The following is a 26,535-nucleotide window of genomic DNA, read 5'->3' as shown; positions in this document are numbered from 1 at the left end:
GGAGGAGGCGGTCGGTGGGAGTGGGGATGGCGCGCGTCCGGGGCCGGTCCGCCACGGTGCGCCCCGCCCGCGCCGGGTGGGTCCCCTGGCTCGTCTCCGCCGTCGCCGCCGCCGTCTACGTCACCTTCGCCGTGACGCAGTGGCGCCTGCTCGAGGTGCCGTCCTGGGACCTCGGCATCTTCACCCAGCTCGCCCAGGCGTACGCCCGCCTCGAGGCCCCGGTCGTCACGATCAAGGGGGAAGGCTTCAACCTCCTCGGAGACCACTTCCATCCTCTCCTCGCGCTGCTCGGCCCGGTGTACCGGCTCTTCCCGTCCGGGCTCACGCTGCTGATGGTCCAGGCGGTGCTCCTCGCCCTCTCGGCCGTCCCGCTCACGGCCGTGGCTCGCGAGCTGCTGGGCCCGTGGCGCGGCACGGCGCTCGGGGTGGCGTACGCGTTCAGCTGGGGGCTGCAGGGCGCGGTGGCGGCACAGTTCCACGAGATCGCCCTCGCGGTCCCGTTGCTCGCGCTGTCCCTCGCCGCGTTCCTGCGCGGCCGGTGGTGGTCGTGCGCGCTCTGGGCGGCGCCGCTGGTTCTCGTCAAGGAGGACCTGGGCCTGACGGTCGCGGCGCTCGGGCTGGTGCTGTGGTGGCGCGGCGCCGCGCGGGACGGGGCCGGTCTCGCCGTGTGGGGCGCGGCGTGGTTCGTGCTGACGATCGTCGTCGTTCTGCCGGCGCTGAACCCGCGCGGGACGTACGACTACTACGACCGGGTGGGCACCGAGGAGCAGCCCGGGCTGCTGAGCGCGCTCCTGGGCGCCTTCGTCCCCGGCGAGAAGTACGTGACGCTCCTGCTCCTCGTCCTCGCCGCCGGCGTGGTCGGCGTCCGCTCGCCGCTGGTGTGGCTGTGGGTGCCCACCCTCGCGTGGCGCTTCGTCGGAAACGTCGAGCACTACTGGGGCTGGGAGTGGCACTACTCGGCGGTGCTCATGCCTGTGGCGACCGCCGCGCTGCTGGACGCCGTCACCGGCCCGGCACCCGGCCGCAGCGCCGCACCGGGCCGCGGCGCCACGCCCGCCCGACGGGGAGTGTCCCACGAGCGGTGGGCGGGCGCCGCTGTCGTCCTGGCCCTGGCGACGACGCTCGCCATGACTCTTCAGACGCCGATCGCCCGGCTGGCCGACCCGGCCACCTACCGGCCGTCGGCCCGGGCTGAGGGCGCGCGCGCCGCGCTGGCGGCGGTCGGGCCGGGCACCACGGTGGAGGCCGACATCTACCTCATGGCCTACCTCGTGCCGCGGGCGCAGGTGTACTGGGTGGGGAACGACGGCAACCCCGCCCCGGACCATGTGGTGCTCGACACCCAGGGCCGGACCTGGCCCGACCTGGTCACCGACGCCGCGGCGCTCGCCGAGAGCCGCCACCCGGGGACGTCGTACGAGGTGGTTGTCGACGTCGACGGGTTCCAGGTGGCCGACCGGACCGGATAGCGAGCCGGCTGGCCGCCCGGCACCGGTTTTCCGGCGGCGCGCCGCCGCGGCCTATGGTGGCCCGGTGTCAACCCGCGCCGCCCGCCGTGCCCTCCTGCTCCCCCTGCTCGCCCTCCTGATGGCCGTCGCGGCGCTCGCCACCCCCGCGCACGCGCACGACGCCCTCACCAGTTCGGAGCCGGCGGACGGCGCACAGCTGGAGGCCGCCCCGGACGAGCTGGTCCTGACCTTCAACAACGAGCTGCTCGACAGCGCCCAGGCCGTCGTCGTCACCGACGCCGCCGGCGCGACCGTGGCCGAGGGGTCGCCGCAGGTCGACGGCAGCACCGCTACCCTCGCGCTCCCCGAGCTCGGCGGCGGGCAGTACGCGGTGACGTGGTCCGTGGTCTCCTCCGACGGCCACCGGATCGGCGGCGAGCTCGCCTTCTCGGTGGCCCAGCCGGCGGGACCGACGACGGCGGAGCCGGCCGCCCCGACGTCGGCGGACGCACCCTCGCCGGACCAGCTGACGACGCCGGACCAGCTCACGACTCCCGACGACGCGACCGCCGCGGACGAGACGGCGACCGGGGACTCGGGAGCGGACGCCGACCAGGGCGGGATGCTCTCCGGCGTGCCGGCCTGGCTCGTGATCCTGGTGGCCGCCGGGGTGGCCGGCGCCGTCGTGGCCCTGGCGGTCCGCCGGTGGCGCGACCAGGGCTGAAACCGTCCCAAACCGGACCGGCCGTCGCTAGCCTGAGCCTCCTGAAGGGGCCTGGGAGGCAGGATGGGCGCGAGCAGCCGCGCGCTTCGCTGGATGGACGTCAGCGCGGACGTCCTCGCCGCACCCGACGCGCGCTCCGCGCACGCCCGGCTCGTGCGGGCGCTGTCGGAGGAGTTCGACGCGTTCTTCGTCGTCCGCACCCTGTCCGGCCCGACCGGCACCCCGGTCGCCCGATACGGGCCCGACGCCCTCGCGCGACCCGGCGTCGCCGGCACGCTGCGTTCCTGGCCCGAGGCCCTCGCCCGGGTCGAGGAGCACCCGCTCGTCGCCCACCTCGTCCACGACCGGCCGACCGTCCCGGTGACGCTCACCGACGCCGTCGACGCCGGCCGCCCGCTCTCGGGCGCCACCCGCGAGCTGATCGAGGCCCTGGGCCTCACCGTCCACCAGCTCGCCGTACCCATGCCTGGTGGACCCGGCGAGGTGTTCGCCCTCGTCGCGGACCACCCGATCGGCCCCGAGGCGCGCGAGGCGGCCCGGCTGCTCCAGCCGATGCTCGGGGGCCTGGACCGCCACATCACCCTGCTGGCGCGGGTCGAGGCGACGGCCCGCACGGTGACCACGGCGCCCGCGCTCACCCCGCGGGAGCGCCTGGTCCTGCACGGCATCGCCGGCGGCAGCACCGCGGAGGGCATCGCGGCGCGGCTGGCGATCTCGCCCCGCACCGTGCACAAGCACCAGGAGAACCTCTACCGCAAGCTCGGCGCCGTGGACCGACTCTCGGCGGTCCTGGAGGCGCAGCGGGCCGGCCTGCTGCCGGTCGGTCCGACGGTGACCCTCGGCCCCGCCCGCGGGACCGGGAAGGCCGGGACGCCGGCCGTCGCGGGTCAGTCTGCTGGGCGGGCGGCCGGAGGGTAGCCGCCCCGTCGCCGCCTCGCGCGCCCGCAGGGGACGGACGGCCTCGCGCGCACGGGACGGACGTCCTCGCGCGCCTGCGCGGGAGCGACGGACCGGCGCGGCCCCGCACCCGGTCCGCCGGTTAGGCTCCCAAGGGCCGACCCCCGAGGAGAACCATGAAGATCCTGCTGCCCAGCTCCGTCCCGCTCGCGCCGTCGCTGCCCGACGACGTCTCCGCCGTCGTCTACGACGCGGCCGCCCCGGTGCCCGAGGAGCACCTCGACGCCGAGGCGCTGGTCGTGTGGGGCAACCGGCCCGAGCACCTCGCGGCCGTCGCCGGCCGGATGCCGAACCTGCGCTGGGTGCAGACGTTGGCCGCGGGCCCGGACGCGGTGCTGGCGGCGGGCTTCCCGCCCGGGGTGGTCGTCACCTCCGGCGTCGGCCTCCACGACGCCACGGTGACCGAGCACGCCCTGGCGCTGACCCTCGCCCTCCTCCGGCGGCTGCCGCAGGCCGCTGCGGCGCAGGCCGAGCACCGGTGGGCCGACGAGATCGGCGGCCTCCAGCCGCTGCGGCCGGACGGCGCGGTCACCTCGCTCATCGGCGCCCGGGTGCTCGTGTGGGGCTTCGGCAACATCGGACGCACCCTGGCCCCGCTGCTGCGCGGCCTCGGCGCCGAGGTGCGCGGGGTGGCGCGCACGGCCGGCCGGCGCGACGGGTTCGACGTCGTCGCCGAGAAGGACCTGGACGCCGAGCTGGCCCGCACCGACGTGCTGATCATGATCCTCCCCGCCACGCCGCAGACGGAGCGCGCCCTCGACGCGGACCGGCTGGCCGCGCTCCCGGCGCACGCGTTCGTCGTCAACGTGGGCCGCGGGTCGACTGTCGACGAGGACGCCCTCGCCGACGCGCTGACGTCGGGAAAGATCGCCGGCGCCGCCGTCGACGTGACCGCGGTCGAGCCGCTGCCCGCGGACTCCGCCCTGTGGGACGTGCCCAACCTGCTGATCACGCCGCACGCCGCGGGCGGGCGGCCGGTCGGGGCGGACGAGCTCGTCGGGGAGAACCTCGCCGCCCTGCGAGCGGGCGGGCAGCTGCGCAACGTCGTCGCCCCCTGACACGCGAGACCCGAGAGACGGCGGCAACCCGCGAGGAGGGCAGCCACCCGCGCAAGACACAGAGACGGGCAGCCACCCGCGCAAGACACAGAGACGGACGGCCTCCCGCGCGCGGATCTGGCGCGCGGGGGGCCGCCCGTCCGGGCTTCTCGGGACCCGCCTGTTGGGGGGTTAGGTTGGGCGGGATCCCTCAGAGCCCGACCGGCCTAGGCCGGCGGATCGAGCGGCTGGAAGCCGTCGCAGGTCTCCGCGAGGTCGGCCTCGATCGCCATCACGAGCACCATGAAGTCCTCCTCGCCGAGGTAGGCGAAGCCCTTGGGGGCCTTGCCCTGGTACGCCGCGCCCGACCCGACGGTGGCCTTCGAGTGGATGAGCGGCTCCTGCGTCGCGCCGGTCTGGGTCATCCAGGCCGCGACGGCGGTGTCCGCCGACGCCGCGCAGTCCGGCCGTCCGTAGCCGCCCTGATCGACGGGGGCACCGATGATCATCGCGCCCAGGTCCGAGAGCGGCATCCAGGCGGTGCGGTTCTTGGCGAGCTGCTCGCGCGCGCTGTCGTTCCAGTCGATCTTGTAGCAGTGGTGCGCCGAGGCGGTGGTCGCTGTCGCGATGCCGAGCGCGGCGACGGTGGCGGCGACGGCGCCCGCCCTGCGGCCCCACACATTGCGGTGACGAGTCCCGGTCACGGGGTCCTCCTTGGTGGCGTGCCGCCCCGGTGGCGGCCTCACACGGAGTCTCGTGAGTCCGGGCGGCGCCGACCATACGCACAAGTACGTACGCCAAGGCCGGGACGGCGACGTCACGCAGCCGTCACGAGGGCGTCTCAGCCCTGCACGTCGACGGTGTCGGCGGCTGCGCCGTCGGCCGCCAGCTCCTCGACGGCGGGCCCGCCGAGGGCGTGCCCCTCCCACGTCAGCGTGGTCCAACCCTCGGCCGGGCTGCCCTCGACGACGACGGCGCCCGTGTTCGTCACAGGGTTCGTCGCGGCGTGCTCGATGCTGACGTTGTCCGTGCGGGCGGCGACCCACGAGCGGATCGCCGCCCCGTGGCTGACGACCACCGCGGTGCTCACGCCGGTGGCGGCGACCTCCGCGACCACCTCGTCGTAGCGGGCGAAGAACTCCGTCCCGCTCTCGCCGCCGGGCACCCGCACGTCCAGGTTGCCCGCGCTCCACTCGAAGATGGTCCCGAGGTACGTCCGGACGGACGGCAGGTCGCCGCGCATCTCCAGGTCGCCGGCCCGAATCTCGCGCACGCCCGGTCGCACGAGCGTCTCCAGCCCGGTCGCGGTGGCGAGGGGGAAGGCGGTCTGCTGGGTGCGCACCAGGGTGGACGCGACGATCAGGTCGATCGGTTCGCCGTCCAGCGCCGCGGGCAGGGCTGCGGCCTGCTCTCGGCCGAGGTCGGTGAGGTCGGCTCCGGGCTCGGCGGTGTCGAGCAGTCCGCCGACGTTGGAGCTGGTCTGGCCGTGGCGCACGAGGATCAGTCGCATGCAGCCATCATCACCGATGGCCGCCGCAGCCGGAACCCGCGGTCAGCGGACGGGAACGGAGGTCAGCGGTCCTTGAGGTGCTCGAGGACCTCGCCGAGGACCTGCGTGGGCGTGCCGACGTTGAAGACCTTGAAGCCGTCCTCGTCGGGCTCGAGCTCCTCGAGCGTGTCGATCTGGGAGGTCAGGAGGCTGGGCGGCATGTAGTGGCCCTGCCGCGCCTCCATACGCTCAAGCGTGAGGTCCACCGGCGGGGCCATGTGGACGAAGATCGTGCTGCCCTCGGCGCCGCGGAGCACGTCGCGGTACTTGCGCCGCAGGGCGGAGCAGGTGACCACGGTGGAGTGGCCCACACGGGCCTCGGCGGTCATCCACTCCTGGATGGACTGCAGCCACGGGGCGCGGTCGTCGTCGTTCAGGGGCGTGCCGGAGCGCATCTTGTCGCGGTTGGCCTCGCTGTGGAACTCGTCGCCCTCGGCGAAGATGTACCCGAGCTTTCCGGCCAGCATCATCGCGATGGTCGACTTGCCGCCGCCGGAGACTCCCATGACCACGAGGTGCCGGGGTCCGCGGGCCTTCTTCGGCCACGGGGACAGTTCGGTGGTGGTGGCCTCGGTCATGGTGACGCTCCCGTCGGGTGGCTGATGCTTCCCAGAACGTACCCGGGCCCCGCCCCGCGGGGCCACGCCTTGCCGCCAGTTGCAGCCTTGCCGGCTCCTCAACCAGAGAGGGAACGCGCAGGTTCGAGTTCCGGCACCTCCGCCGGGGACTCGGGCATCTCCGGTCCGTCCTGTGAGGAGAACGCCGTCGAGGACAGGCCGGAGCCGGCCACACTGGGCTCCTCGGCAGACAGGCCCGCCTCCGACCGCATCCGGGGAGGTGCGGCCGACCATGCCTTCAGGTGCTGCATCACCTCTCCGTAGAAGTCGTCGATCAGGTCACTGACGGAGTCGATGAAGGATCCGCGCCCGCGCCCTCGCTTCGTCCCCATGGGGGCCGACAGAGCAACGCGGAAGGACCGGGGCTCACGGGCCGGGTCGGGCAGAAGCCGCATCGGGTCCTCGCGGGCCGCGACCAGAAGGTCCGCGGCGCCGGCGCCGCGGCTTCGGGCGGAGAAGACCTCCACCCGGATGTGTCCGGGCGCCTCCTTGAGCTGGCGCAGAAGCCAGTTCACCCGAGTCTTCGGCCGCCCCTCCTTGGGCGCCTCGATGTCGACGTGGCACGTCAGGCTCCGAGCTCGCAGATCGGCGGTCACCACCAGGTTTCCCACTGTGTCAGGAATGCGAATCTCGCCGCACAAGGTGCCGGTCTCCACCAGGCTCGCCGCCAAGGCGCTCGACCTGATCGCTGGTTCCGCGAGCTCCTTCCTTGACACAACCGGTGTGACTTCGGCACCCAGACGCCGCCCGAGCTGAAGACTCACGTATCGAAGCAGGGCATCGAATCTGGCGACCGTCTCGGCGAGCCCCTTGTCCGTGACGCGGAGTGTCCCCGCCCGCACGGCATCTCGCGTCTGTACCCAGGAATCGCCCATGTCCTCGAACTCCATCGCGCCAGAGCGCGGGTGCTCCAGATAGCGGATCAGCTCGCCGAGGATCCAGGCCTGATCATGATCTGCGACGCCGCGGAACTCCTTCTGCATCACCGCCTCGGTGAGGATCTTCGTCCACGACAGGTGGTGGAGCGCAACCTTTCGAAGCTTTCGCTTGTCCACCCTCGTCGGATGCTGCCCCTCAACGGCAGCGATCTCGTTCGAGATGGTCAGGACGGCGTCGAACCCGTTCTCCTTGGCGATATCCAGATAGTTCTCCAGCTGCTCGGACTGCAGAGGGTTGCTGGAAGTCTTCACCTCGACCAGCGCGGTCCAGGACCGTGGCCCGCGGCGCACCCGGATCAGGCCGTCGGGGTAGAGACGGCGCTCTCCCAGCTGGAACGGCACCTCGATGTAGGTCTCCAAGGTCCCTGCGGGCGCGCCAAGGGATTTCGTCAGCGTCCGCCCGAACTCCTTCACGGCCGTCATGACAGCAAGCAGGGCAGACGTCGCCCGGCGCTCCTGCTCTTCCGCACCATTAATTCCAGACGTGGGAATCAGACGCGCCTCGTGCCACGTTTCCTCGGTCATTTGCCAGCTCCTTTGCCGATCCGAACCAGGCTAGTGAGCCCGCGAGTCCCCCGTCCCCAAAATCGGAGGCTTAAGTCTCGTAAGACCGGGCTCGGCTCGGTAAGTTCGCCTCAGGAATTGGCGACCGCCGGGGCGAGGGCCCGGGCCCAGCGCGCATACCCGGCGGGGCCGGGGTGCATCCCGTCGCTCGAGAAGTCATCCCGGGTCAGCGGCAGGTGGTCCACCGGGACGTACACCGCGCCGGTCCCCGCGGCCGCCCGCTCCGTAGCCCACCCGAACCGGCGGGCCTTGCGCGCGAGGACGCGGCGCAACGGCGCAGGGATCGCGGGGATGGCGGTGACGTCGGGCAGTCCGCTGATGACGACGCGGGCCGCGGGCCAGGTGGCGGCGATCTCGCGCAGGAGCGCCGCGACGTCGGTCGCCCAGGCGCCGGGCCGCCAGCCGAGCTGGAGGTCGTTGATACCGGTGAGCACGACGACGTGGGTGGGGTCCCAGTCCGCCGCCGTCGGCACGAGCTCGCGAGCCACGGCCCGGGCGCGCGCCCCGTTGCGGCCGGCCGCCCGCCAGACCACCTGCTGGCCGTCCGCGGCGAGCTCGCGGGCGAGGTGCCCGACGAGCGAGGTGTCGTGGTCCGGGGCGCCGGTGCCGGCCGCCGTCGACTCTCCGACGACGAGCAGGCGGAAGCCGGGCACCGCCCCCGCGACGGTGCCCTCCGTGGGGCCGGTGACCGGGGGGACCGGTCGCAGCTCGCGCCGGTCCATCAGGTGCCGCCCTGGCGGGCGATGACGAGCGCCTCGGCGTGCGCCGCCTCGGGGTCGAGGTAGCGCCCGCCGCGCACGCGGGGCCGCAGCCCGTCGCCGCCCTCGACGAGGTCGTAGCGCAGCGGCCGGGCGTTGGGCAGGTTGAGCGCGGACAGCTCCTCCGGCGTCAGGTCGTCGAGCAGCGCGCACAGCGCCCGCAGGGAGTTCCCGTGCGCCACGACGAGCACGTCGCGTCCGGCGCGGAGCTCCGCGTGAAGCTCCGGCAGCCAGAGACGGAGGCGGGCGACGACGTCGGCCAGCGACTCGGTCGCCGCGAGCGCCTCGGCGGGGAGCCGGTCGAACGGGCTGAGTCCCCGCCACACCGCGAGGGTGTGCCGGTCCAGGGCCGGAGGGCGCCCCTCGTAGGAGCGTCGCCAGTGGCGGAAGAGCTCGGGCCCGTGCTCCTCGAGGACCTCGGCCTTCGAGTACCCCGACAGCGCCCCGTAGCTGCGCTCGTTCAACCGCCAGGTCCGGACGATCGGCGCGGGCGAGAGCAGCGCGGCCATGATCAGCTCGGCGGTGCGCCAGCCGCGTGTGAGCTCGGAGGTGATGACCACGTCCGGGGTCCAGCCCGAACCCGCCAGCCGGGCGCCGGCCACGCGGCAGGCCTCCTCGCCCGCCGGCGTGAGGTCGACGTCGAGCATGCCGGAGAACAGGCCGCGGGCGTTCCCGACCGACTCGCCGTGCCGGACGAGCACCAGAGAGCCGAACGGATCCACGGCACCACTGTGGCACGGCGGGCGAAGGTCGGCGGTAACTGCCTACGATCCGGCCCATGAGCTCGGACCAGAAAGCCCCGCACCTGCTGACGGTCGGGCACGCGGCCCTGGACCGCGCCGCCCTCGCCGGGCTGCTGCGGGGCGCCGGGGTGACCGACCTCGTGGACGTGCGGCGCTTCCCCGGGTCGCGGAGCAACCCGGACGTGAAGCGGGAGGCGCTGGCTCGGTGGCTGCCCGAGGCCGGCGTCGCCTACCGCTGGGAGGAACGCCTCGGCGGTCGCCGTCACCTGCCGAAGGGCACGCCGTCCCCGGACACCTGGTGGCAGGTGGACGCCTTCCGGGCCTACGCCGGCTGGACCCGCGAACCGGACTTCCGCGACGCCATGGGCGAGCTGCTCGCCGGGGCCGAGCGCGGCCGGGCCGCGGTGATGTGCTCGGAGGCGGTGTGGTGGCGCTGCCACCGGCGGCTGATCGCCGACGTCGCGACCGTCGCGCACGGCGTGACCGTCCGCCACCTCATGCACGACGGCGGGCTCCGGGAGCACCGGGTGGCCGAGGGCGCCCGGCTCGCGGAGCCGGGCACGGTGGTCTGGGACGGCCCGTCCGGCTGAGGCGCCTACCGCGCGGCGTCCTCGTGCGCCGCCGCCTTCCGGGCGGCACCCGCGCGGTGGTCGGCGAGCACCGCGTCGACGACGCGGGCGGTGCGCAGCGCGCTCGCCCCGGTGCTCGGCGAGGTCCCGCGGCCCGTCAGCTCGTCGACGACCAGCTGGATGAGCGGCTGCTGCACCACCTCGGGGTAGGGCGCCTCGATCAGCTCCTCCCCGGCCGGGGTGCGTAGCGCGAGGGGTTCCTCGCCGAAGCTGGAGAAGGTCAGCGTGCCCCCGGTGCCGACGACCTCGACCTCGTCCTGGCGCAGCGCGGCGTCGAAGGCCCACAGGCCGGTTCCGACGGCCCCGGACGCGAAGCGGAACGTGGCGGCGACGTGGTCCTCGGCGGGGTAGCGCCCGGCCTGGTTCGTCGCGACGCCGGTGACGCCCTCGATCGGGCCGAGCAGGTGGTCGAGCAGGTCGAGGGTGTGCGAGCCCAGGTCGACGAACAGGCCGCCGCCGGAGATCTCGGGCCGGACCCGCCACGGGAGGTGGTCGGGCTCCCACGTCCCGGCCGGTGCGTGCAGACGCACGGTGACCGCCCGGACCTCGCCCACGGCCCCGCCGTCGAGAAGCTCCTTGACGCGGACGAACCGCGGCATCGCGCGGCGGTAGTACGCCACGAAGAGCGGCACGCCGGCTCGGTCGCACGCGGCGATCATGTCCTCGCACTCGGCGGCGGTGCGCGCCATCGGCTTCTCCACGTACACGGGCTTGCCGGCGGCGGCGGCGCGCAAGGTGTAGTCGCGGTGGCTGTTGGGCGGGGTGGCGATGTAGACGGCGTCGACCTGCGGGTCCGCGATGAGGGCGTCGGCGTCGTCGTACCAGCGCGGCACGCCGTGCCGGCGGGCGTAGTCGGCGGCCTTGGCGCCGTCGCGGCGCATCACCGCCACGAGGGAGGACCCGTCGGCGCGCTGCAGGCCGGGTCCGGACTTGCGCTCCGTCACCGCTCCGACGCCGATGATGCCCCAGCGGACGTGCGGAAGCGGTGGAGGTGTCATGAGCGCACGCTACCGGGCCCTCCGCGGGCCCGCGGACCGGTCCACGGCGCGGAGGCGCGCTGCCGCTGTCGGCGGGAGGATCGGGACGGCGGGCGCGACAGATCCGGTCGAGGGGGTGGGCAGGTGTCCGACAAGCCGATCCCGGCCGACGCGCGGGCCGCAGACCGCGTACGCGCGGCGATGGCCGCGGTCGACCGCCGCGACTTCCTGCCCAAGCCCCAGCTCCGCTTCGCGCACGCCGACATGCCCCTGCGCATCGGCCACGGGGCGACGTGCTCGCAGCCGAGCACCGTGGCGGCGATGCTCGAGGAGCTGGACCCGCGCCCGGGCTGCCGCGCGCTCGACGTCGGCTCGGGGTCCGGCTGGACCACCGCGCTGCTCGCCCGCCTCGTCGCCCCCGGTGGCTCGGTGGTGGGCGTGGAGCTCGAGCCGGAGCTCGTGAGCATGGGCCGCCGGCACCTGCTGGGCGCGGAGGTGCAGGGCGCGCGGATCGAGCAGGCGGAGCCGGGGCGCCTGGGCCGGCCGCAGGACGCGCCGTTCGACCGGATCCTCGTCTCCGCGGAGGCGCGGCGGCTCCCCCAGGCGCTGGTGGACCAGCTGGCCGACGGCGGCCGCATGGTGGTCCCGGTGCGCGGGCGGCTCCTGGTCGTGGACCGCCGCGGCGAGGGCGTCAGCACGCGGAAGGCGGGCTGGTTCAGCTTCGTGCCGCTGCGCGCGGCGGACTGACGGGCCGCCGCTCACAGCGCGCGCGCCAGCCGGTCGCGGAAGGTGCGGACGGCGGCGGCCACGTCGTCGTCGCAGAGCAGGGTCCACTCGTAGTCGGCCGGGATCCAGAGCAGGGCCATGAGGAGCTCCGGGACGGAGGGGCCACCGATCGGCCAGTCGACCGTGCCGCCGGGCCCCTCGACGGCGTCCGCGGCCCAGACCCCGAAGTGGGCGCGGACCTGCCCCATCGTGGCGCGCATGCGGACCGTGGCCTCGTAGCGGCGCGCCGCCCCGGCGTGCGCGGCGAGCACGAACTCGGCCGCGTCCTCGGCCGGCAGCTCGCGCGGGGCCACGCGCGCGCCCGTGCTGAACAGGTCGGTGAGGCGGTCGATGCGGAAGGTGCGCCAGTCGGCCCGGGCGACGTCCCACGCCACGAGGTACCAGCGCCGGTCGCGCGGGACCAGCGAGTGCGGCTCGACGAGCCGGGACGTCTCCGTCCCGCTGCGGGCGGTGTAGCGGAAGCGCACGCGCTCGTGGTCGCGGCAGGCCAGCGCGAGCTGCGCGAGCACGTCGGCCGCCACCCGCGCGTCCGACCGCACCGCCGGGATCGTGTGCTCCTGCAGCGCCGAGACGCGGCGGCGAAGGTTCCGCGGGAGCACCTGCTCGATCTTCGCCAGCGCCCGCAGCGAGGTCTGCTCCCCCTCCCCGACCCCCTGCACGGCGGCGGTCCGCAGCCCGACGGCGATGGCGACCGCCTCGTCGTCGTCCAGGAGGAGCGGGGGCACGGAGGCGCCGCCCTCGAGCTGGTACCCGCCGGCCGCACCGGGCTGGGCGGCCACTCGGTAGCCGAGCTCGCGCAGCCGGTCGACGTCGCGGCGCAGCGTCCGCTCGGACACCCCGAGCCGGCCGGCCAGCTCGGGACCGGACCAGAAGCGGTGCGTCTGGAGCAGCGACAGCAGCCTCAGGGCGCGGGCGGTGGGATCTGACACGGCTGAGAATCTACGCTCCCATGCGGCCAGGATCTGACCGCGATGCTCCGTAGCGTGCTGGTCATGGCTATTCCACCGATCATCAGTTCCCGCGGGCTGCGGAAGGAGTTCCGCGGCGCGGGAGGACGCACCGTCGTCGCGGTGAGCGACCTGACCATGGACGTCGAGCCGGGCTCGGTCACCGCCTTCCTGGGCCCCAACGGGGCGGGCAAGTCCACCTCCCTGCGCATGCTCACCACCCTGCTGGAGCCGACCAGCGGCACCGCCACGGTCTGCGGGCACGACGTCGCCCGGGAGCCCGCGGAGGTCAGGGCCCGCATCGGCTACATCGGCCAGAAGAACGGCGCGGGGCAGTACCAGCGGGTCCGCGACGAGCTCCTCAGCCAGGGCGCGCTCTACGGGCTGAGCCGCGCCGAGACCCGCCGCCGGGCCGACGAGCTCGTCGAGGCGCTCGGCCTGGGCGAGGTGGCGGACCGGCCGACGATGAAGCTGTCCGGCGGACAGCGCCGCCGCGTCGACATCGCCCTCGGCCTCATCCCCGGCCCGGGCCTGCTCTTCCTCGACGAGCCGTCCACCGGCCTGGACCCGCAGTCGCGCGCGAACCTGTGGGAGCACATCCTGCGGCTGCGCGAGCGGTACGGGATGACGCTGCTGCTCACCACGCACTACCTCGACGAGGCGGACCAGTTCGCCGAGCGGGTGATGGTCATGGACCACGGCGAGCTCATCGCCGACGACACCGCCCCGCGCCTGAAGGCGACCCTCGCGGGTGACCGCATCACCGTCGTCGTGGGCGGCGACCCCGCCGGCGCCGTGGCGATCGCGCGGCGCGCGGCCGAGAAGTCCGGGGCTGCGAGCCCCGAGCCGACGGCGGAGCCGACCGCCGAGGGCACGCGCCTGACCGTGGCGGTCCACCACGGCGACCGGGTGCTCCCGCGCCTGCTGCGCGAGCTGGACGCGCACGGGAGCACCGTGCTCGCGGCCGAGCTGGCCCGGCCCACCCTCGACGACGTCTTCCTCGCCCTCACCGGCCGCAGCCTGCGCGAGGAGAACGAGGCCGCCGAGACCACCGCCCCAGAACCCGCCACCGCAGGAGCCCCGCGATGACCGCCGTGACCGCACCGACCACCGTCGCGCCCCGCCCGTCGGGCGTCGTGCACGACTCCGTCAGCGTCTTCGTGCGCGAGCTGCGCCCGATGCTGCGCGACCCCTTCAGCCTCGTGTTCTCACTGATGCAGCCGCTGATGTTCCTGGCCCTGTTCGGCCCGCTGCTCGGCGGCATGACCGGGCTGCCGATCGCCGAGGCGTTCCAGTGGTTCGTCCCGGGCATCGTGGTGATGATCGCGCTCTTCGGCACGGCGATGACGGGGTCGAACCTGCTCTACGAGATCCAGTCCGGCGCGCACGAGCGGGTGCTGGTCGCGCCGGTGTCGCGGCCGGCGCTGATGATCGGGCGCGCGTGCAAGGAGATGGTCCCGCTCGTGCTGCAGTCGCTGGTGATCTCCGGGATCGCCGCGCTGTTCGGCTTCCGGCCGTCGCTCCCGGGCATGGCGGTGGGGCTGGCGATGCTCGCCGTCTTCGGGATGGGCCTCGGGGCGCTGAGCTACGCGCTCGGCATCGTCAGCCGCGAGCGCGACTGGATGTTCTGGACCGTGCAGCAGGGGCTGCTGTTCCCGCTCATGCTGCTCTCCGGGATGCTGCTGCCGCTGGAGTCGGGTCCGGGGTGGATGCAGGTGCTCGCCCGGTTCAACCCGCTGACGTACATGGTCGACGCGGAGCGGGCGCTGTTCAACGGGGCGTTCGGTGACACGGCGGTGTGGCAGGGCGGGCTTGCGGCGGCGGTCGTCGCCGTCGTCGGACTTGCGGTCGGGATCCGGGCGATGCGCAACAGCATCTGAGGGGCGTGCCGCCCGCACAGTCCGTGCCCGGCACCAGCCCAGGACAACCCGAAGGGTTCGTACCGGATCTCGGTACGAACCCTTCGGTCTGTTCTCATCAGGCGGTCGTCGGGCCGTTCCAGTCGACCAGCTGGACGATGACGCCGTTGGGGTCGCGGACCTGGAAGGCGCGCTCGCCCCACTCCTCCACGGTCAGCGGCATGGTGATCTCGACCCCCTCCTGCTGGAGGCGGGCCAGCTCGCCCTCGAGGTCGTCGACGACGAAGGCGAGGATCTGCCCCTGGGCGTGGACGTCGCGCTGGTCGTCCGGCAGCGTCGGCAGGCCGACCCGCAGGTACGCCACGTTGAAGCCCGCGTCCGGACGGCTCAACGAGTGGAAGCCGTCGGCCGCCATCTCCTCGGTGAACCCGAAGTGGTCGACGAGGAAGCGGGCGGACGCCGCCGGGTCGGCGACGTTGAGGCTGACGGCGGAGGCGGTGATGTTCATGCGTGCTCCTCGCGGTGGTCTGGACTGTGCGAACCTTTCGGTACAGCGTACGTCGTACAACGTACGATGCACGAGGATATTCCCATGGCCTCTCCGCGCACGAGCACCGGCGATCCCGCCCGCACGATCGCCCTGCTCTGGCGCCACTCCCTGCCGGACCGGTCACCCGCCCGCGGGCCGCGGCAGGGGCTGAGCGTCGACGCCATCGTTGAGCGGGCGGTGGCCCTGGCGGACGCCGAGGGGCTGGACGCCGTGACCATGCGTCGGGTCGCGGGAGCCGTCGGGACCGCACCGATGACGCTGTACACCTACGTGCCGGGCAAGGCCGAGCTGCTCGACCTCCTGCTCGACCACGTCTACGCCCAGATGCCGCGGCGGACGACGGCGGAGCGGCCCTGGCGCGAGCGGGTGAGCGCCGTCGCGCTCGAGAACCGGGAGCTGTTCGAGCGCCACCCGTGGGCGGCCGGCGTCTCGACCACGAGGCCGGCCCTGGGCCCCGGGGCGTTGGCCAAGTACGACCACGAGCTCGCCGCGCTCGACGGGCTCGGCCTCGACGACGTCACGATGGACGCGGCACTGGCGTGGGTGCTGGCGTTCGTGCAGGGCTGGGCGCGAACGGCGGCCGACGCGGCCGCCGCACGGAGCGAGTCCGCACTGGACGAGGAGCAGTGGTGGGCGTCGGCCGGGCCGCTGCTGGCCCAGGCCCTCGACCCCGGGGCGTTCCCGCTCGCGTCGCGGGTCGGCACCGCGGCCGGCGAGGCGCAGGGGGCCGCGTGGGAGGCCGGGCGTGCGTTCGACTTCGGCCTCGCCCGCGTGCTCGACGGGCTGGCCGCGATCATCGAGGAGCCCGGGCCGGCTGCGACACCCTCTCCTCAGCGCACGACGGCGCCCCGGTAGGCCTCGACGGCGAGGCGCACGTCCTCCTCGACCAGGTCGGCGTTGAGCTGGGCCGCCGCGGTGGCGCCGGCCGCCGCGGCCGCGCCGACCTGCGCCGCCAGGTCCGTCACGTTCCCCGCGACCCACACCCCGGGCACCTCGGTCCGGCCGCCCGGCTCGGCCGGAACGTGCTCACCGAGCCCCGAGGGGTGCTCGACGGCCCGCAGCCCGAGCCCCTCCAGGAACGGCGCGCGGACCAGCATCCGCGTGGCGACGACGACGGCCTCGCGCGCCACCACGGTGCCGTCGGCGAGCCGGACGCCCGTCAGCCGGCCGTCGACGACCTCGACGGCGGTCACCTCACCCGTCACCACGGCGATGCCGCGGGCCGCGAGCTGCTCCGCCTGCTCCGCGGTGGGCGCCGGAGCGGTGTGGGCGAAGAGCGTCACGTCGTCGCTCCACTGCCGGAAGAGCAGCGCCTGGTGCACAGACATCGGCCCCCGGGCCAGCACGCCGAGCGCCCGGTCCCGCACCTCCCAGCCGTGGCAGTACGGGCAGTGCAGGACGTCTCGGCCCCACCGGTCCCTCAGCCCGGCGACGTCGGGCAGGTCGTCGACGGCGCCGGTCGCCACCAGCAGCCGGCGGGCCCGGACCGCGCGCCCGTCGGCCAGGCCGACGACGAAGCGGTCGCCGTCCGCGTCGACCGCGCGAACCTCGCCGCGGGTCAGCTGGCCGCCGTAGCGCGCCACCTCCTCGCGGCCGCGCTCGAGGAGCTCGGCCGGCGGCACGCCGTCCCGGGCCAGCAGCCCGTGCACGGCAGCGGCCGGCGCGTTGCGGGGACGCCCGCCGTCGACCACCAGCACCGACCTGCGGGCCCGCGCCAGCATGAGCGCCCCGCTCAGGCCGGCGGCCCCGCCGCCGACCACCACCACGTCGAACCGACTCTCCAGCTCCTGGGTCACCGTGACCACCTCCCCGACCACGGTGCGACCAACCAGCTCCCGGAGGCAAGCGCTTTTGCCGCTATGGCAAACTGCATCTCGTGGACAGCACGCAGGATCTCGACCGCGCCCTGAGCTCCGTCGGGCCGAGGCTGCGCATGCTGCGCCAGCAGAGGGAGACCACGCTGGCCGCCCTGTCCGCGGCGACCGGCGTCTCGGTGAGCACGCTGTCGCGGCTCGAGTCCGGGTCGCGGCGCCCCACGCTCGAGCTGCTGCTCCCGATCGCCCGCGCGCACGGTGTCACGCTCGACGAGCTCGTGGACGCCCCGCCCACCGGGGACCCGCGCGTCCACCTGCGCCCGGTGACGAAGCACGGCATGACGATGCTCCCGCTCACCCGCAGGTCGGGCGGCATCCAGGCCTACAAACTCGTGATCCCCGCGACCAGCCGCCCGGCGGAGCCCGACCTGCAGACGCACGAGGGGTACGAGTGGATCTACGTGCTCGACGGCCGGCTGCGCGTGGTCCTGGGCGAGCACGACCTGGTGCTCACCCCGGGCGAGGCGGCCGAGTTCGACACCCGCGTCCCGCACTGGTTCGGCGGCGCCGACGGTCAGGCGGTCGAGTTCCTGAGCCTGTTCGGCCGCCAGGGCGAGCGCGCCCACCTGCGCGCGCGACCGCGGTCAGGAGCCCCCTCGGCCACGAGCTGACGGACCCACACCCGGAGGCGCAGCGGCGCGCGGGCCACGCCGCCTCGGCCAGCTGCTCGGCGACTGCTCGGTGACCACTCTGTCGCCGCTCGGTGGCTACTCGGTGGCCAGCGCCGCGTCCGAGGAGAACACCATCCCGAGGGCGATGTCGCCCGCGGTGAGGGCCTGCTTGGTCAGCGGCCCGCCGGCGTCGAGCGCGACGAACTCGGAGAACGTCAGGCCGTAGGTCTCCTCGAGGCCGGGCTGGCAGAAGGGCCGGTCGGGGCACTCCACCGGGCCGCCGAGCGTCAGCTCGCCGCACGCCTCGGCAAGCTCGGACAGCGTGGTCACGTCGTGCTCCTCGGCGAAGGCCGTCGTCACGGCGTACGCGTTCTGGTCGGCCGCCTCCGAGGGCTCGCCGAACACGAGGCCGACCTCCTCGCCGAGCGCGGTGAGGTTCTCCGTGGTGGCCTCGAGGTCGGGGCTGGCCTTCGGGTCCTCGGCGGTCGCGTCGGGGCCGTTGACCTTGACGTTGAGGAACTCGGTGAGGGTGCCGACGTACTCGGGCACGACCGTCAGCTCGCCGGACTCCAGCGCCGGCTCGTAGGTCTCGCGGTTGCCGATGGTGCGCACCTCGGCGTCGTAGCCGGCGTCCTCGAGGGCGAGCGCGTAGAGCTCGGCCAGGGTGGCGGACTCGGAGAAGTTGGCCGCCCCGACCACGACCTGGCCGGAGCCGGAGGTGTCGGTGACCTCGATGCCCGCGGACTCGTAGAACTCCGCCGCCGCCTGGGTGGAGGTGTTGCGCTCGACGTCGACCTGCTTGTTGAGCTCAATGAGCTTGTCGGTGTCGAGGGCGGCAGAGACGGCGTCCAGCGCGGCGATCATGGGCGGCTGCGCAGCCTCGGCGTTGACGGCCGGGATGACGTTGTCCACGGTCTGCAGGTTCTTGTCGTCCTCCAGGACCACGAGCTGGTCGCCCGCCACCGGGTCGCAGGCCGCGGCGGCCGACGTGCCCGTGCCGCCGCCGGACGTCGCGCCACCTCCCCCGCCTCCCCCGCCCGCGGAGCCGGGGTCGCCGCACGCGGCGAGGGCGAGGACGGCGAGGCCGCCCAGGACGGCGGTGACTGAACGGCGCATGCTGCTCCTCCTGTGCTGGGGGCGACCCCCCGGGCGTCGTCGGCCATTCGACCGTGGCGGGCCCGGCCGCGCAACCCCATCGGGTGGCCTGCCGGTGTCGGTGACCCGATCGTGACCCGACGACGAAGAACCGGCCGCCCGGGCCGGGGCATTGACCCTCGGGACGGCCGTACGCAAGAATCTACGCATGCATGCAGATAAGCAGGCTCGCGGGACAGAGCCCGATCCGCAGTACTTCGAGGTGGCGGCGGACATCTTCGCGATGCTCGCCGACGTCACGCGGATCCGGATCATCCTCGCGCTGCGGGACGGCGAGCGGTCGGTCAACGAGCTCGCGGAGCTCGTCGAGAAGTCGCCCGCCGCCGTCTCCCAGCACCTCGCCAAGCTGCGTCTGGCCCGGATCGTGGCGCCTCGCCAGCAGGGCACGCGCGTCTTCTACAGCCTGCAGAACGAGCACGCCAGCCAGCTCGTCAACGACGCGATCTTCCAGGCGGAGCACGCCCTGGAGGCCACCCCGCGGCACCACCGCCCGGTCGCCGTCGAGCCGACCACCGAGGCGTCATGAGCGCGGTCCGGCACCAGCACGGCCACGACGACGGTCACGGCCACGACGACCCGCACGCGCACGGTCACCACGACGACCACGCCCACCAGCACGACCACGACCACCACCACCACGGCGGCCTGAGGGGGTTCCTTCAGCACCTCTTCGTCCCGCACAGCCACGACGCCGCCGACTCGATCGACGACGCGCTCGAGGCCAGCGCCCAGGGCATCCGGGCCGTGAAGTTCAGCCTGGTCGCGCTCGGCGTCACGGCGGCGCTGCAGCTGGTCATCGTCGCGGTCAGCGGCTCCGTCGCCCTCGCGGCGGACACCGTCCACAACTTCTCCGACGCCCTGACCGCCGTCCCGCTGTGGATCGCCTTCGTGCTCGGGCGGCGCGCACCGACCCGCCGCTTCACCCACGGCCTCGGGCGAGCGGAGGACCTGGCCGGGCTCTTCATCGTCGCGATGATCGCGCTGTCCGCGGTGGTGGCCGCGGTGGAGTCCGTCCGTCGCCTGGTGGACCCGGTGCAGCTGGACCACCTCGGCTGGGTGCTCGCGGCGGGGATCATCGGGTTCGCCGGGAACGAGGCGGTGGCCGTCTACCGGATCCGGGTGGGCCGGCGGATCGGCTCCGCGGCCCTGGTGGCCGACGGCGTGCACGCCCGCACCGACGGCTTCACCTCGCTCGCCGTGGTCGCCGGCGTCATCGGGGTCTGGCTGGGCTTCCCCCAGGCGGACCCCGTCGTCGGCCTGATCATCTCCGCCATGATCGGGGTGCTGCTGTGGGGCACCGCCCGCGACGTCGGCCGTCGCCTCCTCGACGGCGTCGACCCGGACCTCACCGACCGCGCCGAGGAGGCGCTGCGGGCCGTCCCGGGCGTCGGCGACGTCGCGGACCTGCGCCTGCGCTGGAACGGGCACCGGCTCGACGTCACCGCCGCCGTCGCCCTCGCCGCCGAGACGACCGTCGGCGACTTCGTGGCGGTCCAGGACCGGGCGGCCCGGGCCCTGCGCCGGGCGCTGCCCGGGGTCGGCACGGTCGCGGTCTCGCCGGTGCCGGACCGCGCGCGGTCGGGGCATGCGGAGCCCGCCGCCACCGGGCCGGCCGCCCCGGAGCCCGCCGGCACCCGGACGTTCGCGGACTGACGACCTGAGTCACCCGGCCGAGCCCGTCGGCACCCGGACGCGCACGGGCTGACGCCCCGCGGGCCTACGTCGCCGCGTGCGGCGTCGGGTCGGCGACGGAGACCGGCCGCGGGCGCCGTCGTCCTCCCCTGCGCATCGCGGCCGGGGTGAGCACCCGCTGGAGGGCGGCGAGGAGCCCCTCGAGCCCCAGGCACACGGCGACGACGATCAGCGCCCCGGCCAGCGCCTGGCCGTAGCGCTGGGTGAAGATGCCGTTGGAGATGATCAGGCCAAGCCCACCCCCGCCCACGAGCGAGGCGAGGGAGACCGTCGCGACCACCTGGACGACGGCGGTGCGCACGCCGGCGGCGATCAGCGGCAGCGCCAGCGGCAGCTCCACGTCCCGCAGCAGCCGGGCCGGGGACATCCCCATGCCGGTGCCGGCGTCCCGGGCGGCGGGGTCCACCTCGCGCAGGCCGGTCCAGGTGTTCGACAGGATCGGCGGGACCGCGAAGACGGCGACGGCGAGGATGGTCGGCCACTGCCCGAGCCCGAGCCAGGCGGTGAGGATGTACAGCAGGGCGAGCGTCGGCAGCGCCCGGGTGAGGTTCGCCGTCGCCACCACCACCTGCCCGCCGCGGCCGGCGTGCCCGAACCACAGCCCGAGCGGCAGGGCGACGGCGGCGGCCAGCAGCACGGCGACGAATGTCATCCACAGGTGGTCGCGCAGCAGGTCGAGGATCCCGCCCTGCTCGGTCCAGCTGAGCGGGTCGTTGAGGTAGACGAAGGCGTCGCCCAGCGCCGAGCCGCCGTTCACGCCCGCCTCCGCAGCCACGGGGTGACGAGGCGGCCGAGGGCCAGCAGGAGCAGGTCCGCGACCAGCGCGATGGCCACGCACAGCACCGCGGCGGTCATGATCTCGGCCCGGTAGGAGGAGGTGAACCCGCGGTACATCGCCTGGCCGAGGCCCCCGTAGCCGACGACGACCCCCACCGTGACCAGCGCGACCGTGGTGACCGTGGCGAGACGCACCCCGGTGATGATCGCGGGGAGCGCGAGGGGCAGCTCGACGGTGAGCAGCCGCCGCACCGGCGGGTAGCCCATGCCGTCCGCCGCGTCGACGACGGACGCCGGGACGCCCCGCAGCCCCACGAGGGTGTTGCGGACCAGGACGAGCAGCGCGTACGCGACGAGACCGATGAGCACTGTGGTCCGGCCGATGCCGGTGAACGGGGCGAGCAGCCCGAACAGGGCGAGCGAGGGCACCGTGTAGAGCACGGCGGAGGTCCCGAGGACCGCCCCGGACAGGGCTGGCCGGTTGCGGGCGAGCACCGCCAGGGGCACCGCGAGCACGAGGGCGAGGAGGACGGCCTGGACGGTGAGGCTGACGTGCTGCCCGGTCAGCTCGACGAGCGTGCGCCAGTTGTTCTCCAGGTACCGCCAGGAGAACCAGGGGTTGTCCGCGCCCGTCTGCATCGGCCTCACGCCGGTGACGCTACCGGGGCCGGCGCAGGCGACGCAGCCGGGAGCCCTGGACCGCGCCCTCGAGCGCGAGCAGCAGCACGGCGGCCCAGATGGGCGCGTACGTCCACCACTCGTCCGGGGCGATGCCCTGCCCCAGCAGGGCGACCGAGACCAGCGCGAGCAGCACGGGCTCGAGGTAGCTGAGCAGCCCGAAGAGGCTGAAGGAGAGGAGCTGGGAGGCGACGACGTAGCAGACCAGCGCCGCGGAGCTGAGCACGCCGAGCAGCGCGAGGAGCGGCGCCAGGTCGGGCACGACGGCGAGCGACGGCCCGGTCAGCACCAGGACGAGCGCCACCGGCAGGAGGATCACGAACTCGAACCACATCGCCCCGGTCGTCGCCGTGCCAGCACGCCGGCGCAGCACGAAGTACGCGGGGTAGCCCAGGGCGACGAGCAGCGTGGACCAGCTCAGCGTCCCCACGCGCACCAGCTCGTGCGCGACCCCGCCGGCGGCGAGCAGGACGGCGGCCAGCCGGGCGCGGGAGAGTCTCTCGCCGAAGGCCGCCACGCCCACGACGACCATCACCAGCGGCATGAGGAAGTACCCGAGCGCCACGTCCAGCGCGTGCCCGTGGGCGGGCGCCCAGGTGAAGAGCCACAGCTGCACGCCGAGGAGGGCAGCGGCGAGCACGAGGACGCCCGCCGTCGCCGGGCGCGTGCGGACCCGGGCGGCCATCGTGGCGACCGTCCGCCACTGCCGCGTGAGCATCAGCAGCACGGTGACCAGCGGAGCGGTGAGGACCACCCGCCAGCCGAAGATCTCGAGCCCGGTGAGCGGCTCCAGCAGGGGCGGGAGGACGTACAGCGCCCCGAACATCGCCGAGGCGAGCACCGACAGCAGCACACCTGTGGACACGCGCCTCCTCCCGTCGCCCGGCATCGTGGCAGGTCCTCGCGGTGCGGCGCCGATCCGTCCGCCGCCCGGTACCGTCGGAGGGTGCCGGAGACCGAGACCCCGAACGTGGCGCTGATCCGCTTCGACGGCGTGGGGATGACCTATTCCGACGGCACGGTCGCCGTCGACCACCTCGACCTCGACGTGGCGGCGCACGAGCTGCTGACGCTCGTCGGGCCGTCGGGCTCGGGCAAGTCCACCCTGCTGCGCATGGTCAACCGCCTGGTCGAGCCGACCAGCGGGCGGGTGCTGCTCGAGGGCGAGGACGTCGCCCGGGTCGACGCCGCGCGACTGCGACGCGGCATCGGCTACGTCATCCAGGACGTCGGGCTCTTCCCGCACCGCACGGTCGCGCAGAACGTGGCCACCGTGCCGGGCCTGCTCGGGTGGGACCGGCGGCGCACCCGCGAGCGGGTCGAGGAGCTGCTGACGCTGGTGCGCCTCGACCCCGCCGTGCACGGCCCGCGCTACCCGCACGAGCTCTCGGGCGGTCAGCGGCAGCGCGTGGGGGTGGCGCGCGCGCTGGCCACGCACCCGAAGGTGATGCTCATGGACGAGCCGTTCGGCGCCGTCGACCCCGAGGGACGGCGGTCCCTGCAGACCGAGTTCCGCCGCATCCACGACGAGCTGGGCACCACCGTCCTCATGGTCACCCACGACATCGACGAGGCCTTCCTGCTCGGCGACCGGGTCGCCGTCCTCAGCCAGGGCGGCCGGCTCGAGCAGCTCGCGCCGCCCGCGGCGGTGCTCTCGCGCCCGGCCAACCCGTTCGTCGAGCGGTTCGTCGGGGACGCGCGCGCCGTCAAGCTGCTCCGGGTCGCGCGGCTGGCGCGCGCCGACGTCGAGCCGGGCCGGGCCGACCGGGCCGTCGTCGTCCGCCTCGGGGAGCCCCTCGAGGCGGCGTTCTCCGCCCTCGCGGCGAGCCCCGACGGCGTGGTGGGCGTGACGGACGACGGCGGGGCGGCCGTGGGCACGCTCGGCCCGGCCGGGCTGCACGCCGCCCTCCGGCGGGCCGTGCAGACCGACGGGGGCTGAGGCGGCGAGGTCAGATGCCGGGCTGCTCGGTCGCCGGTGAGGCGCTCTCGACGACGTTGAGCCTGCGCACGGTGAGCTCGTCGACCTCCAGCTCGCGGATCCGGAGCTGGTTGATGACCGCCTTGCTCACCTTCAGCCGCCAGACCGCGACGACGCCCAGGGCCGTCGCCCCCATCGCCGTCGCGAGGAGGCTGGCGGCGGCGATGCTCCGCGCGCCCGTCGCGAACCCCCCGATCGCGAGCGCCGGCATCGCGTGCGGCCCGCTCACCGTCGGGTGCAGCTGTCCCGGCCCGTGCGCGGCCTGCTTCCGGAAGGCCGGCCCGCGGGGCGCAGGTCCCCGCGATTTCTGCATCCGTGTCATGGGCGAGGCCTGGACCGTCTCCCGCACCCACGTCTGCTTGCTGAAGTCCCGCACCGCACACCTCCGTGTGTCCCTGGGGCCCGGAGCCCGGTCGCCGCGCCGCGGACCCGCTCGGACCCTCAGGTCTACTCCGCCGTCGCGCGATCGGGAAGGGTGAAGAGGGCCCGAGCGGACCTCCGGGCAAGCACCCCGAGAGCGCCCGAGCGGAACTGCGCCACGCTCGGCCGCGGAGCCGGCGCAGCTCGGCCGCGGAGCCGGCGCAGCTCGGCCGCGGAGCTGGCGCAGCCCCGCTGCGGCGCCGCTCAATCGCGGAGCCGGCGCAGCCCCGCCGCGGCGCGCGCCAGGACGTCCGGCGACTTCACGTACGTGAACCGCACCCACGACGCGAGCTCCTGCGCCACCGGGCCGCCGGGCGTGCAGAAGGCGGAGACGGGGATGGCCACCACCCCCGCACGAGCCGGCAGGTCGCGGCACAGCTCGGCCGCGTCCGCGTAGCCCAGCCCGGCGCCGTCGGCCACGACGAAGTAGGTCCCGCGGGGCACCGACGGGGTGAACCCGGCCGCGGTGAGGGCGTCCACCAGGGTGTCGCGGCGCTGCCGCAGCGAGTCGGCGAGCCCGGTGACGTAGGCGGCGGTGCGGCCGTCCTCGTCCGCGAGGGCGGTGGCGACGGCGTGCTGGAAGGGGCCGGAGGCCACGTACGTGAGGAACTGCTTGACCGTGCGCACGGCGGTGACGAGCTCCGCGGGGCCGTGGACCCACCCGACCTTCCAGCCGGTGAAGGACAACGTCTTGCCCGCCGAGGAGATCGTCAGGGTGCGCTCGGCCATGCCGGGCAGCGTGGCCATGGGGGCGTGCTCGGCCCCGTAGGTGAGGTGCTCGTAGACCTCGTCGGTGACGACGAGCGCGTCGCGGGCGCGGGCGTGCTCGCCGAGCAGGGTGAGCTCCTCGCGGGTGAGCACGGTGCCCGTGGGGTTGTGGGGGGAGTTGACCAGGACCAGGCGGGTGCGGTCGGTGAAGGCGGCGGCGACGTCGTCGCGGTCGAGGTGGAACCCGTCGGGGCGAGGGCGCAGCGGGATCGTGCGGTGGGTGGCCCCGGCGAGCGCGACGGTGGCGGCGTAGGAGTCGTAGAACGGCTCGAGGGTGAGCACCTCGTCGCCCGGTCCGGCCAGGGCCAGGACGGCGGCGGTGATCGCCTCGGTGGCCCCCGCGGTGACGAGCACCTCCGTCTCGGGGTCGACGACGAGGCCGTAGTGACGGCGCTGGTGGGCGGCGACGGCCTCTCGGAGCGCGGGGACGCCGGGGCCGGGCGGGTACTGGTTGTGGCCCTCGAGGACGGCGGCGACGGCCGCGTCCCGGACGTGGGCGGGCCCGTCGACGTCGGGGAAGCCCTGGCCGAGGTTGACCGCGCCGGTGCGGGTCGCGAGCGCGGACATCTCGGCGAAGATCGTGGCGGCGACGGTGCCGTCGGCCCTGACAAGGCCGGTGGCCCGCGCGACGTCCTGCCAGCGTCGTTCTCGCATCGCCCCATTGTGCCGACAACCGCCGGCGCCCCGCCCGCGCTCGGCCGGGCAGGCGTCCCTCGGGGCGCTCGACAGCTGAGTGCCCGGCGCGGGAGCGCCGCAGCGTGGGGGACCGTCAGGCCCTCCTGCTCGCGCTTACGTGCACAGGCCGACCGACCCGCGAACGGACCCCCGGCGAGTAGTGGGCGAGGGGCTCCCCGGTCACCGCGGGCAGCCCCGCGGCCGTCACCAGACCGGCGACGGCGGTGCGCGCCCGGGCCGTCCGGAGCGGCCACGGTTCGTGCTCGACGTCGAACCGCCAGAGCCGGCCGAAACGGCGGACGTAGGCCGACCAGCGCCCCGTGAGGAAGTCGGTGAGCGGGTCCGGCTCGAGCGGGCCGCCGGTCTCGACGCTCGCGTGCATGCCCACCCCGCTCCCGGGCCGACGGGTGCGGTAGTGGAGGTGTCCCGGCGCGGTGTGGACCTCGGCCTCGGCCCGGACGTAGGGGACCCCTGCGGCGCGCAGGGCGAGCACGACCGGGAGGCGCGGGCACTCGAGGGAGAAGAACCAGATCCCGTCCCCGCCGTCGGGCCCCCGGACGTAGGTGCGGAGGTTGACCTCGACGAACGTGGACAGCCTGGGCAGTGCCGGCCCGTGCGCGGGCCGGGCGTGCACGCGGAAGGGCGTGACACCGAGCCAGGCCTGGCCGTCGAAGGTGTCGACGGCCAGGCCTGGCGGGAGCGCTGCCTGAACGGTGGCGGGCGGGACGGCCCAGTGCAGGAAGGTCAGGTCCTCCCAGCGCTGGAGGCTCAGCGGGTGCTCGACCTGTCGGTCGGGCGACCGGCCGGACACCGCGCGCCCCGTG

Annotated in this window: 30 protein-coding genes; 13 read left to right on the top strand and 17 right to left on the bottom strand. The window is 74.6% G+C overall.

Annotated elements, in window-relative coordinates; translation table 11 throughout:
* The first annotated feature begins 26 nt into the window (after nt 1-26).
* From KZX45_RS11815 to KZX45_RS11800, 4 genes are all read left to right on the top strand, one after another.
* The gene (locus KZX45_RS11815) at nt 27-1,469 is read left to right on the top strand and encodes a DUF2079 domain-containing protein (protein WP_248257942.1); all 1,443 of its coding nucleotides are present in this window, start codon (nt 27-29) and stop codon (nt 1,467-1,469) included.
* A 64-nt stretch (nt 1,470-1,533) separates the two neighbouring features.
* Entirely contained in the window at nt 1,534-2,172 is a 639-nt protein-coding gene (locus KZX45_RS11810) for a copper resistance protein CopC (RefSeq protein WP_248257941.1), read from the top strand.
* A gap of 63 nt (nt 2,173-2,235) precedes the next feature.
* A complete protein-coding gene (locus KZX45_RS11805) occupies nt 2,236-3,090 on the top strand; it encodes a response regulator transcription factor (RefSeq protein ID WP_248257940.1) in 855 nt (284 codons plus the stop codon).
* A 155-nt stretch (nt 3,091-3,245) separates the two neighbouring features.
* Complete coding sequence (locus KZX45_RS11800) at nt 3,246-4,187, top strand: phosphoglycerate dehydrogenase (protein WP_248257939.1); 942 nt, start codon at nt 3,246-3,248, stop codon at nt 4,185-4,187.
* Nucleotides 4,188-4,393: 206 nt separating this feature from the next.
* Here the strand turns inward: KZX45_RS11800 and KZX45_RS11795 are convergent, their stop codons facing one another.
* The 6 genes from KZX45_RS11795 to KZX45_RS11770 form a co-directional block, all read right to left on the bottom strand.
* Nucleotides 4,394-4,870, bottom strand: a complete 477-nt coding sequence (locus KZX45_RS11795) for a hypothetical protein (RefSeq protein WP_248257938.1) — start codon at nt 4,868-4,870, stop codon at nt 4,394-4,396.
* A 137-nt stretch (nt 4,871-5,007) separates the two neighbouring features.
* The gene (locus tag KZX45_RS11790; RefSeq protein ID WP_248257937.1) at nt 5,008-5,676 is read right to left on the bottom strand and encodes a histidine phosphatase family protein; all 669 of its coding nucleotides are present in this window, start codon (nt 5,674-5,676) and stop codon (nt 5,008-5,010) included.
* Between the two features lie 62 nt (nt 5,677-5,738).
* Complete coding sequence (locus KZX45_RS11785) at nt 5,739-6,293, bottom strand: gluconokinase (RefSeq protein WP_248257936.1); 555 nt, start codon at nt 6,291-6,293, stop codon at nt 5,739-5,741.
* Nucleotides 6,294-6,391: 98 nt separating this feature from the next.
* Nucleotides 6,392-7,795 carry a hypothetical protein gene (locus tag KZX45_RS11780; protein WP_248257935.1) on the bottom strand — a complete coding sequence of 468 codons (1,404 nt, stop codon included), beginning with the start codon at nt 7,793-7,795 and terminating at the stop codon, nt 6,392-6,394.
* A 110-nt stretch (nt 7,796-7,905) separates the two neighbouring features.
* On the bottom strand, nt 7,906-8,556 hold the full coding sequence (locus tag KZX45_RS11775) for an SGNH/GDSL hydrolase family protein (protein ID WP_248257934.1): 651 nt from the start codon (nt 8,554-8,556) through the stop codon (nt 7,906-7,908).
* Complete coding sequence (locus KZX45_RS11770) at nt 8,556-9,314, bottom strand: 2,3-bisphosphoglycerate-dependent phosphoglycerate mutase (RefSeq protein ID WP_248257933.1); 759 nt, start codon at nt 9,312-9,314, stop codon at nt 8,556-8,558. Before KZX45_RS11770 ends, KZX45_RS11775 begins: the two co-directional genes overlap by 1 nt.
* A 56-nt stretch (nt 9,315-9,370) precedes the next feature.
* On the opposite strand from KZX45_RS11770, the gene KZX45_RS11765 reads away from it, so the two are divergent.
* Nucleotides 9,371-9,925 (top strand): DUF488 family protein, encoded by a 555-nt coding sequence (locus KZX45_RS11765; protein ID WP_248257932.1) that lies wholly within the window; start codon nt 9,371-9,373, stop codon nt 9,923-9,925.
* Nucleotides 9,926-9,930: 5 nt separating this feature from the next.
* Here KZX45_RS11765 and KZX45_RS11760 read toward each other — a convergent pair whose 3' ends face one another.
* A complete protein-coding gene (locus KZX45_RS11760; RefSeq protein ID WP_248257931.1) occupies nt 9,931-10,962 on the bottom strand; it encodes a Gfo/Idh/MocA family protein in 1,032 nt (343 codons plus the stop codon).
* Nucleotides 10,963-11,085: 123 nt separating this feature from the next.
* Between KZX45_RS11760 and KZX45_RS11755 the strand changes: the two genes are divergently transcribed.
* Complete coding sequence (locus KZX45_RS11755) at nt 11,086-11,688, top strand: protein-L-isoaspartate O-methyltransferase (RefSeq protein WP_248257930.1); 603 nt, start codon at nt 11,086-11,088, stop codon at nt 11,686-11,688.
* Nucleotides 11,689-11,699: 11 nt separating this feature from the next.
* Here KZX45_RS11755 and KZX45_RS11750 read toward each other — a convergent pair whose 3' ends face one another.
* Nucleotides 11,700-12,656, bottom strand: a complete 957-nt coding sequence (locus KZX45_RS11750; RefSeq protein WP_248257929.1) for a YafY family protein — start codon at nt 12,654-12,656, stop codon at nt 11,700-11,702.
* 63 nt (nt 12,657-12,719) lie between these two features.
* On the opposite strand from KZX45_RS11750, the gene KZX45_RS11745 reads away from it, so the two are divergent.
* Nucleotides 12,720-13,763, top strand: a complete 1,044-nt coding sequence (locus KZX45_RS11745) for an ATP-binding cassette domain-containing protein (RefSeq protein ID WP_248257928.1) — start codon at nt 12,720-12,722, stop codon at nt 13,761-13,763.
* Nucleotides 13,760-14,554 carry an ABC transporter permease gene (locus KZX45_RS11740; RefSeq protein ID WP_248257927.1) on the top strand — a complete coding sequence of 265 codons (795 nt, stop codon included), beginning with the start codon at nt 13,760-13,762 and terminating at the stop codon, nt 14,552-14,554. Before KZX45_RS11745 ends, KZX45_RS11740 begins: the two co-directional genes overlap by 4 nt.
* Before the next feature lie 97 nt (nt 14,555-14,651).
* Here KZX45_RS11740 and KZX45_RS11735 read toward each other — a convergent pair whose 3' ends face one another.
* The gene (locus KZX45_RS11735; RefSeq protein WP_248257926.1) at nt 14,652-15,041 is read right to left on the bottom strand and encodes a VOC family protein; all 390 of its coding nucleotides are present in this window, start codon (nt 15,039-15,041) and stop codon (nt 14,652-14,654) included.
* A gap of 84 nt (nt 15,042-15,125) precedes the next feature.
* Between KZX45_RS11735 and KZX45_RS11730 the strand changes: the two genes are divergently transcribed.
* Nucleotides 15,126-15,938 carry a TetR/AcrR family transcriptional regulator gene (locus KZX45_RS11730; protein WP_248257925.1) on the top strand — a complete coding sequence of 271 codons (813 nt, stop codon included), beginning with the start codon at nt 15,126-15,128 and terminating at the stop codon, nt 15,936-15,938.
* Here the strand turns inward: KZX45_RS11730 and KZX45_RS11725 are convergent.
* Entirely contained in the window at nt 15,914-16,879 is a 966-nt protein-coding gene (locus KZX45_RS11725; RefSeq protein ID WP_248257924.1) for an NAD(P)/FAD-dependent oxidoreductase, read from the bottom strand. The two genes, KZX45_RS11730 and KZX45_RS11725, sit on opposite strands and share 25 nt — an antisense overlap.
* 137 nt (nt 16,880-17,016) lie before the next feature.
* Here KZX45_RS11725 and KZX45_RS11720 point away from each other — a divergent pair, with 137 nt between their 5' ends.
* On the top strand, nt 17,017-17,568 hold the full coding sequence (locus KZX45_RS11720) for an XRE family transcriptional regulator (RefSeq protein ID WP_248258037.1): 552 nt from the start codon (nt 17,017-17,019) through the stop codon (nt 17,566-17,568).
* 96 nt (nt 17,569-17,664) lie between these two features.
* Here the strand turns inward: KZX45_RS11720 and KZX45_RS11715 are convergent, their stop codons facing one another.
* A complete protein-coding gene (locus KZX45_RS11715) occupies nt 17,665-18,684 on the bottom strand; it encodes a glycine betaine ABC transporter substrate-binding protein (protein ID WP_248257923.1) in 1,020 nt (339 codons plus the stop codon).
* Nucleotides 18,685-18,871: 187 nt separating this feature from the next.
* Here KZX45_RS11715 and KZX45_RS11710 point away from each other — a divergent pair, with 187 nt between their 5' ends.
* The gene (locus KZX45_RS11710) at nt 18,872-19,249 is read left to right on the top strand and encodes a metalloregulator ArsR/SmtB family transcription factor (RefSeq protein WP_282453600.1); all 378 of its coding nucleotides are present in this window, start codon (nt 18,872-18,874) and stop codon (nt 19,247-19,249) included.
* Nucleotides 19,246-20,376: a cation diffusion facilitator family transporter gene (locus tag KZX45_RS11705; RefSeq protein WP_248257922.1), complete on the top strand. Its 1,131-nt coding sequence runs from the start codon at nt 19,246-19,248 to the stop codon at nt 20,374-20,376. The genes KZX45_RS11710 and KZX45_RS11705 overlap by 4 nt, the downstream gene beginning before the upstream one ends.
* A 64-nt stretch (nt 20,377-20,440) precedes the next feature.
* Here the strand turns inward: KZX45_RS11705 and KZX45_RS11700 are convergent, their stop codons facing one another.
* Genes KZX45_RS11700 through rarD form a run of 3 tightly spaced genes read right to left on the bottom strand, consistent with a single transcriptional unit; the run spans nt 20,441 to nt 22,735 of the window.
* Nucleotides 20,441-21,190, bottom strand: coding sequence for an ABC transporter permease subunit (locus KZX45_RS11700; RefSeq protein ID WP_248257921.1), 750 nt, complete (start codon nt 21,188-21,190; stop codon nt 20,441-20,443).
* Nucleotides 21,169-21,831, bottom strand: a complete 663-nt coding sequence (locus tag KZX45_RS11695; protein WP_248258035.1) for an ABC transporter permease — start codon at nt 21,829-21,831, stop codon at nt 21,169-21,171. Before KZX45_RS11695 ends, KZX45_RS11700 begins: the two co-directional genes overlap by 22 nt.
* Nucleotides 21,832-21,850: 19 nt before the next feature.
* Nucleotides 21,851-22,735, bottom strand: coding sequence for an EamA family transporter RarD (gene rarD, locus KZX45_RS11690; RefSeq protein WP_248257920.1), 885 nt, complete (start codon nt 22,733-22,735; stop codon nt 21,851-21,853).
* Nucleotides 22,736-22,816: 81 nt separating this feature from the next.
* Here rarD and KZX45_RS11685 point away from each other — a divergent pair, with 81 nt between their 5' ends.
* Nucleotides 22,817-23,809, top strand: coding sequence for an ABC transporter ATP-binding protein (locus KZX45_RS11685; RefSeq protein WP_374112587.1), 993 nt, complete (start codon nt 22,817-22,819; stop codon nt 23,807-23,809).
* 10 nt (nt 23,810-23,819) lie between these two features.
* Here KZX45_RS11685 and KZX45_RS11680 read toward each other — a convergent pair whose 3' ends face one another.
* The 3 genes from KZX45_RS11680 to KZX45_RS11670 form a co-directional block, all read right to left on the bottom strand.
* On the bottom strand, nt 23,820-24,224 hold the full coding sequence (locus KZX45_RS11680; protein ID WP_248257919.1) for a hypothetical protein: 405 nt from the start codon (nt 24,222-24,224) through the stop codon (nt 23,820-23,822).
* 248 nt (nt 24,225-24,472) lie between these two features.
* Nucleotides 24,473-25,690, bottom strand: coding sequence for a pyridoxal phosphate-dependent aminotransferase (locus KZX45_RS11675; protein ID WP_248257918.1), 1,218 nt, complete (start codon nt 25,688-25,690; stop codon nt 24,473-24,475).
* Nucleotides 25,691-25,805: 115 nt separating this feature from the next.
* Nucleotides 25,806-26,522, bottom strand: coding sequence for a DUF2071 domain-containing protein (locus tag KZX45_RS11670; RefSeq protein WP_248257917.1), 717 nt, complete (start codon nt 26,520-26,522; stop codon nt 25,806-25,808).
* Between the last annotated feature and the right edge of the window lie 13 nt (nt 26,523-26,535).

Origin of the sequence: Georgenia sp. EYE_87, assembly GCF_023148685.1 — a bacterium.
Taxonomy (GTDB): Bacteria; Actinomycetota; Actinomycetes; order Actinomycetales; family Actinomycetaceae; genus Georgenia.
This window is presented reverse-complemented; position numbering and strand designations above follow the sequence as displayed.

Bases quoted from the DNA above. Each gene is read 5' to 3' on its own strand.
- KZX45_RS11815 (WP_248257942.1), top strand. From the start codon at position 27: ATGGCGCGCGTCCGGGGCCGGTCCGCCACGGTGCGCCCCGCCCGCGCC.
- KZX45_RS11805 (WP_248257940.1), top strand. From the start codon at position 2,236: ATGGGCGCGAGCAGCCGCGCGCTTCGCTGGATGGACGTCAGCGCGGAC.
- KZX45_RS11800 (WP_248257939.1), top strand. From the start codon at position 3,246: ATGAAGATCCTGCTGCCCAGCTCCGTCCCGCTCGCGCCGTCGCTGCCC.
- KZX45_RS11790 (WP_248257937.1), bottom strand. From the start codon at position 5,676: ATGCGACTGATCCTCGTGCGCCACGGCCAGACCAGCTCCAACGTCGGC.
- KZX45_RS11785 (WP_248257936.1), bottom strand. From the start codon at position 6,293: ATGACCGAGGCCACCACCACCGAACTGTCCCCGTGGCCGAAGAAGGCC.
- KZX45_RS11780 (WP_248257935.1), bottom strand. From the start codon at position 7,795: ATGACCGAGGAAACGTGGCACGAGGCGCGTCTGATTCCCACGTCTGGA.
- KZX45_RS11775 (WP_248257934.1), bottom strand. From the start codon at position 8,556: ATGGACCGGCGCGAGCTGCGACCGGTCCCCCCGGTCACCGGCCCCACG.
- KZX45_RS11765 (WP_248257932.1), top strand. From the start codon at position 9,371: ATGAGCTCGGACCAGAAAGCCCCGCACCTGCTGACGGTCGGGCACGCG.
- KZX45_RS11760 (WP_248257931.1), bottom strand. From the start codon at position 10,962: ATGACACCTCCACCGCTTCCGCACGTCCGCTGGGGCATCATCGGCGTC.
- KZX45_RS11745 (WP_248257928.1), top strand. From the start codon at position 12,720: ATGGCTATTCCACCGATCATCAGTTCCCGCGGGCTGCGGAAGGAGTTC.
- KZX45_RS11740 (WP_248257927.1), top strand. From the start codon at position 13,760: ATGACCGCCGTGACCGCACCGACCACCGTCGCGCCCCGCCCGTCGGGC.
- KZX45_RS11735 (WP_248257926.1), bottom strand. From the start codon at position 15,041: ATGAACATCACCGCCTCCGCCGTCAGCCTCAACGTCGCCGACCCGGCG.
- KZX45_RS11730 (WP_248257925.1), top strand. From the start codon at position 15,126: ATGGCCTCTCCGCGCACGAGCACCGGCGATCCCGCCCGCACGATCGCC.
- KZX45_RS11720 (WP_248258037.1), top strand. From the start codon at position 17,017: ATGCTGCGCCAGCAGAGGGAGACCACGCTGGCCGCCCTGTCCGCGGCG.
- KZX45_RS11715 (WP_248257923.1), bottom strand. From the start codon at position 18,684: ATGCGCCGTTCAGTCACCGCCGTCCTGGGCGGCCTCGCCGTCCTCGCC.
- KZX45_RS11710 (WP_282453600.1), top strand. From the start codon at position 18,872: ATGCATGCAGATAAGCAGGCTCGCGGGACAGAGCCCGATCCGCAGTAC.
- KZX45_RS11705 (WP_248257922.1), top strand. From the start codon at position 19,246: ATGAGCGCGGTCCGGCACCAGCACGGCCACGACGACGGTCACGGCCAC.
- KZX45_RS11695 (WP_248258035.1), bottom strand. From the start codon at position 21,831: ATGCAGACGGGCGCGGACAACCCCTGGTTCTCCTGGCGGTACCTGGAG.
- KZX45_RS11675 (WP_248257918.1), bottom strand. From the start codon at position 25,690: ATGCGAGAACGACGCTGGCAGGACGTCGCGCGGGCCACCGGCCTTGTC.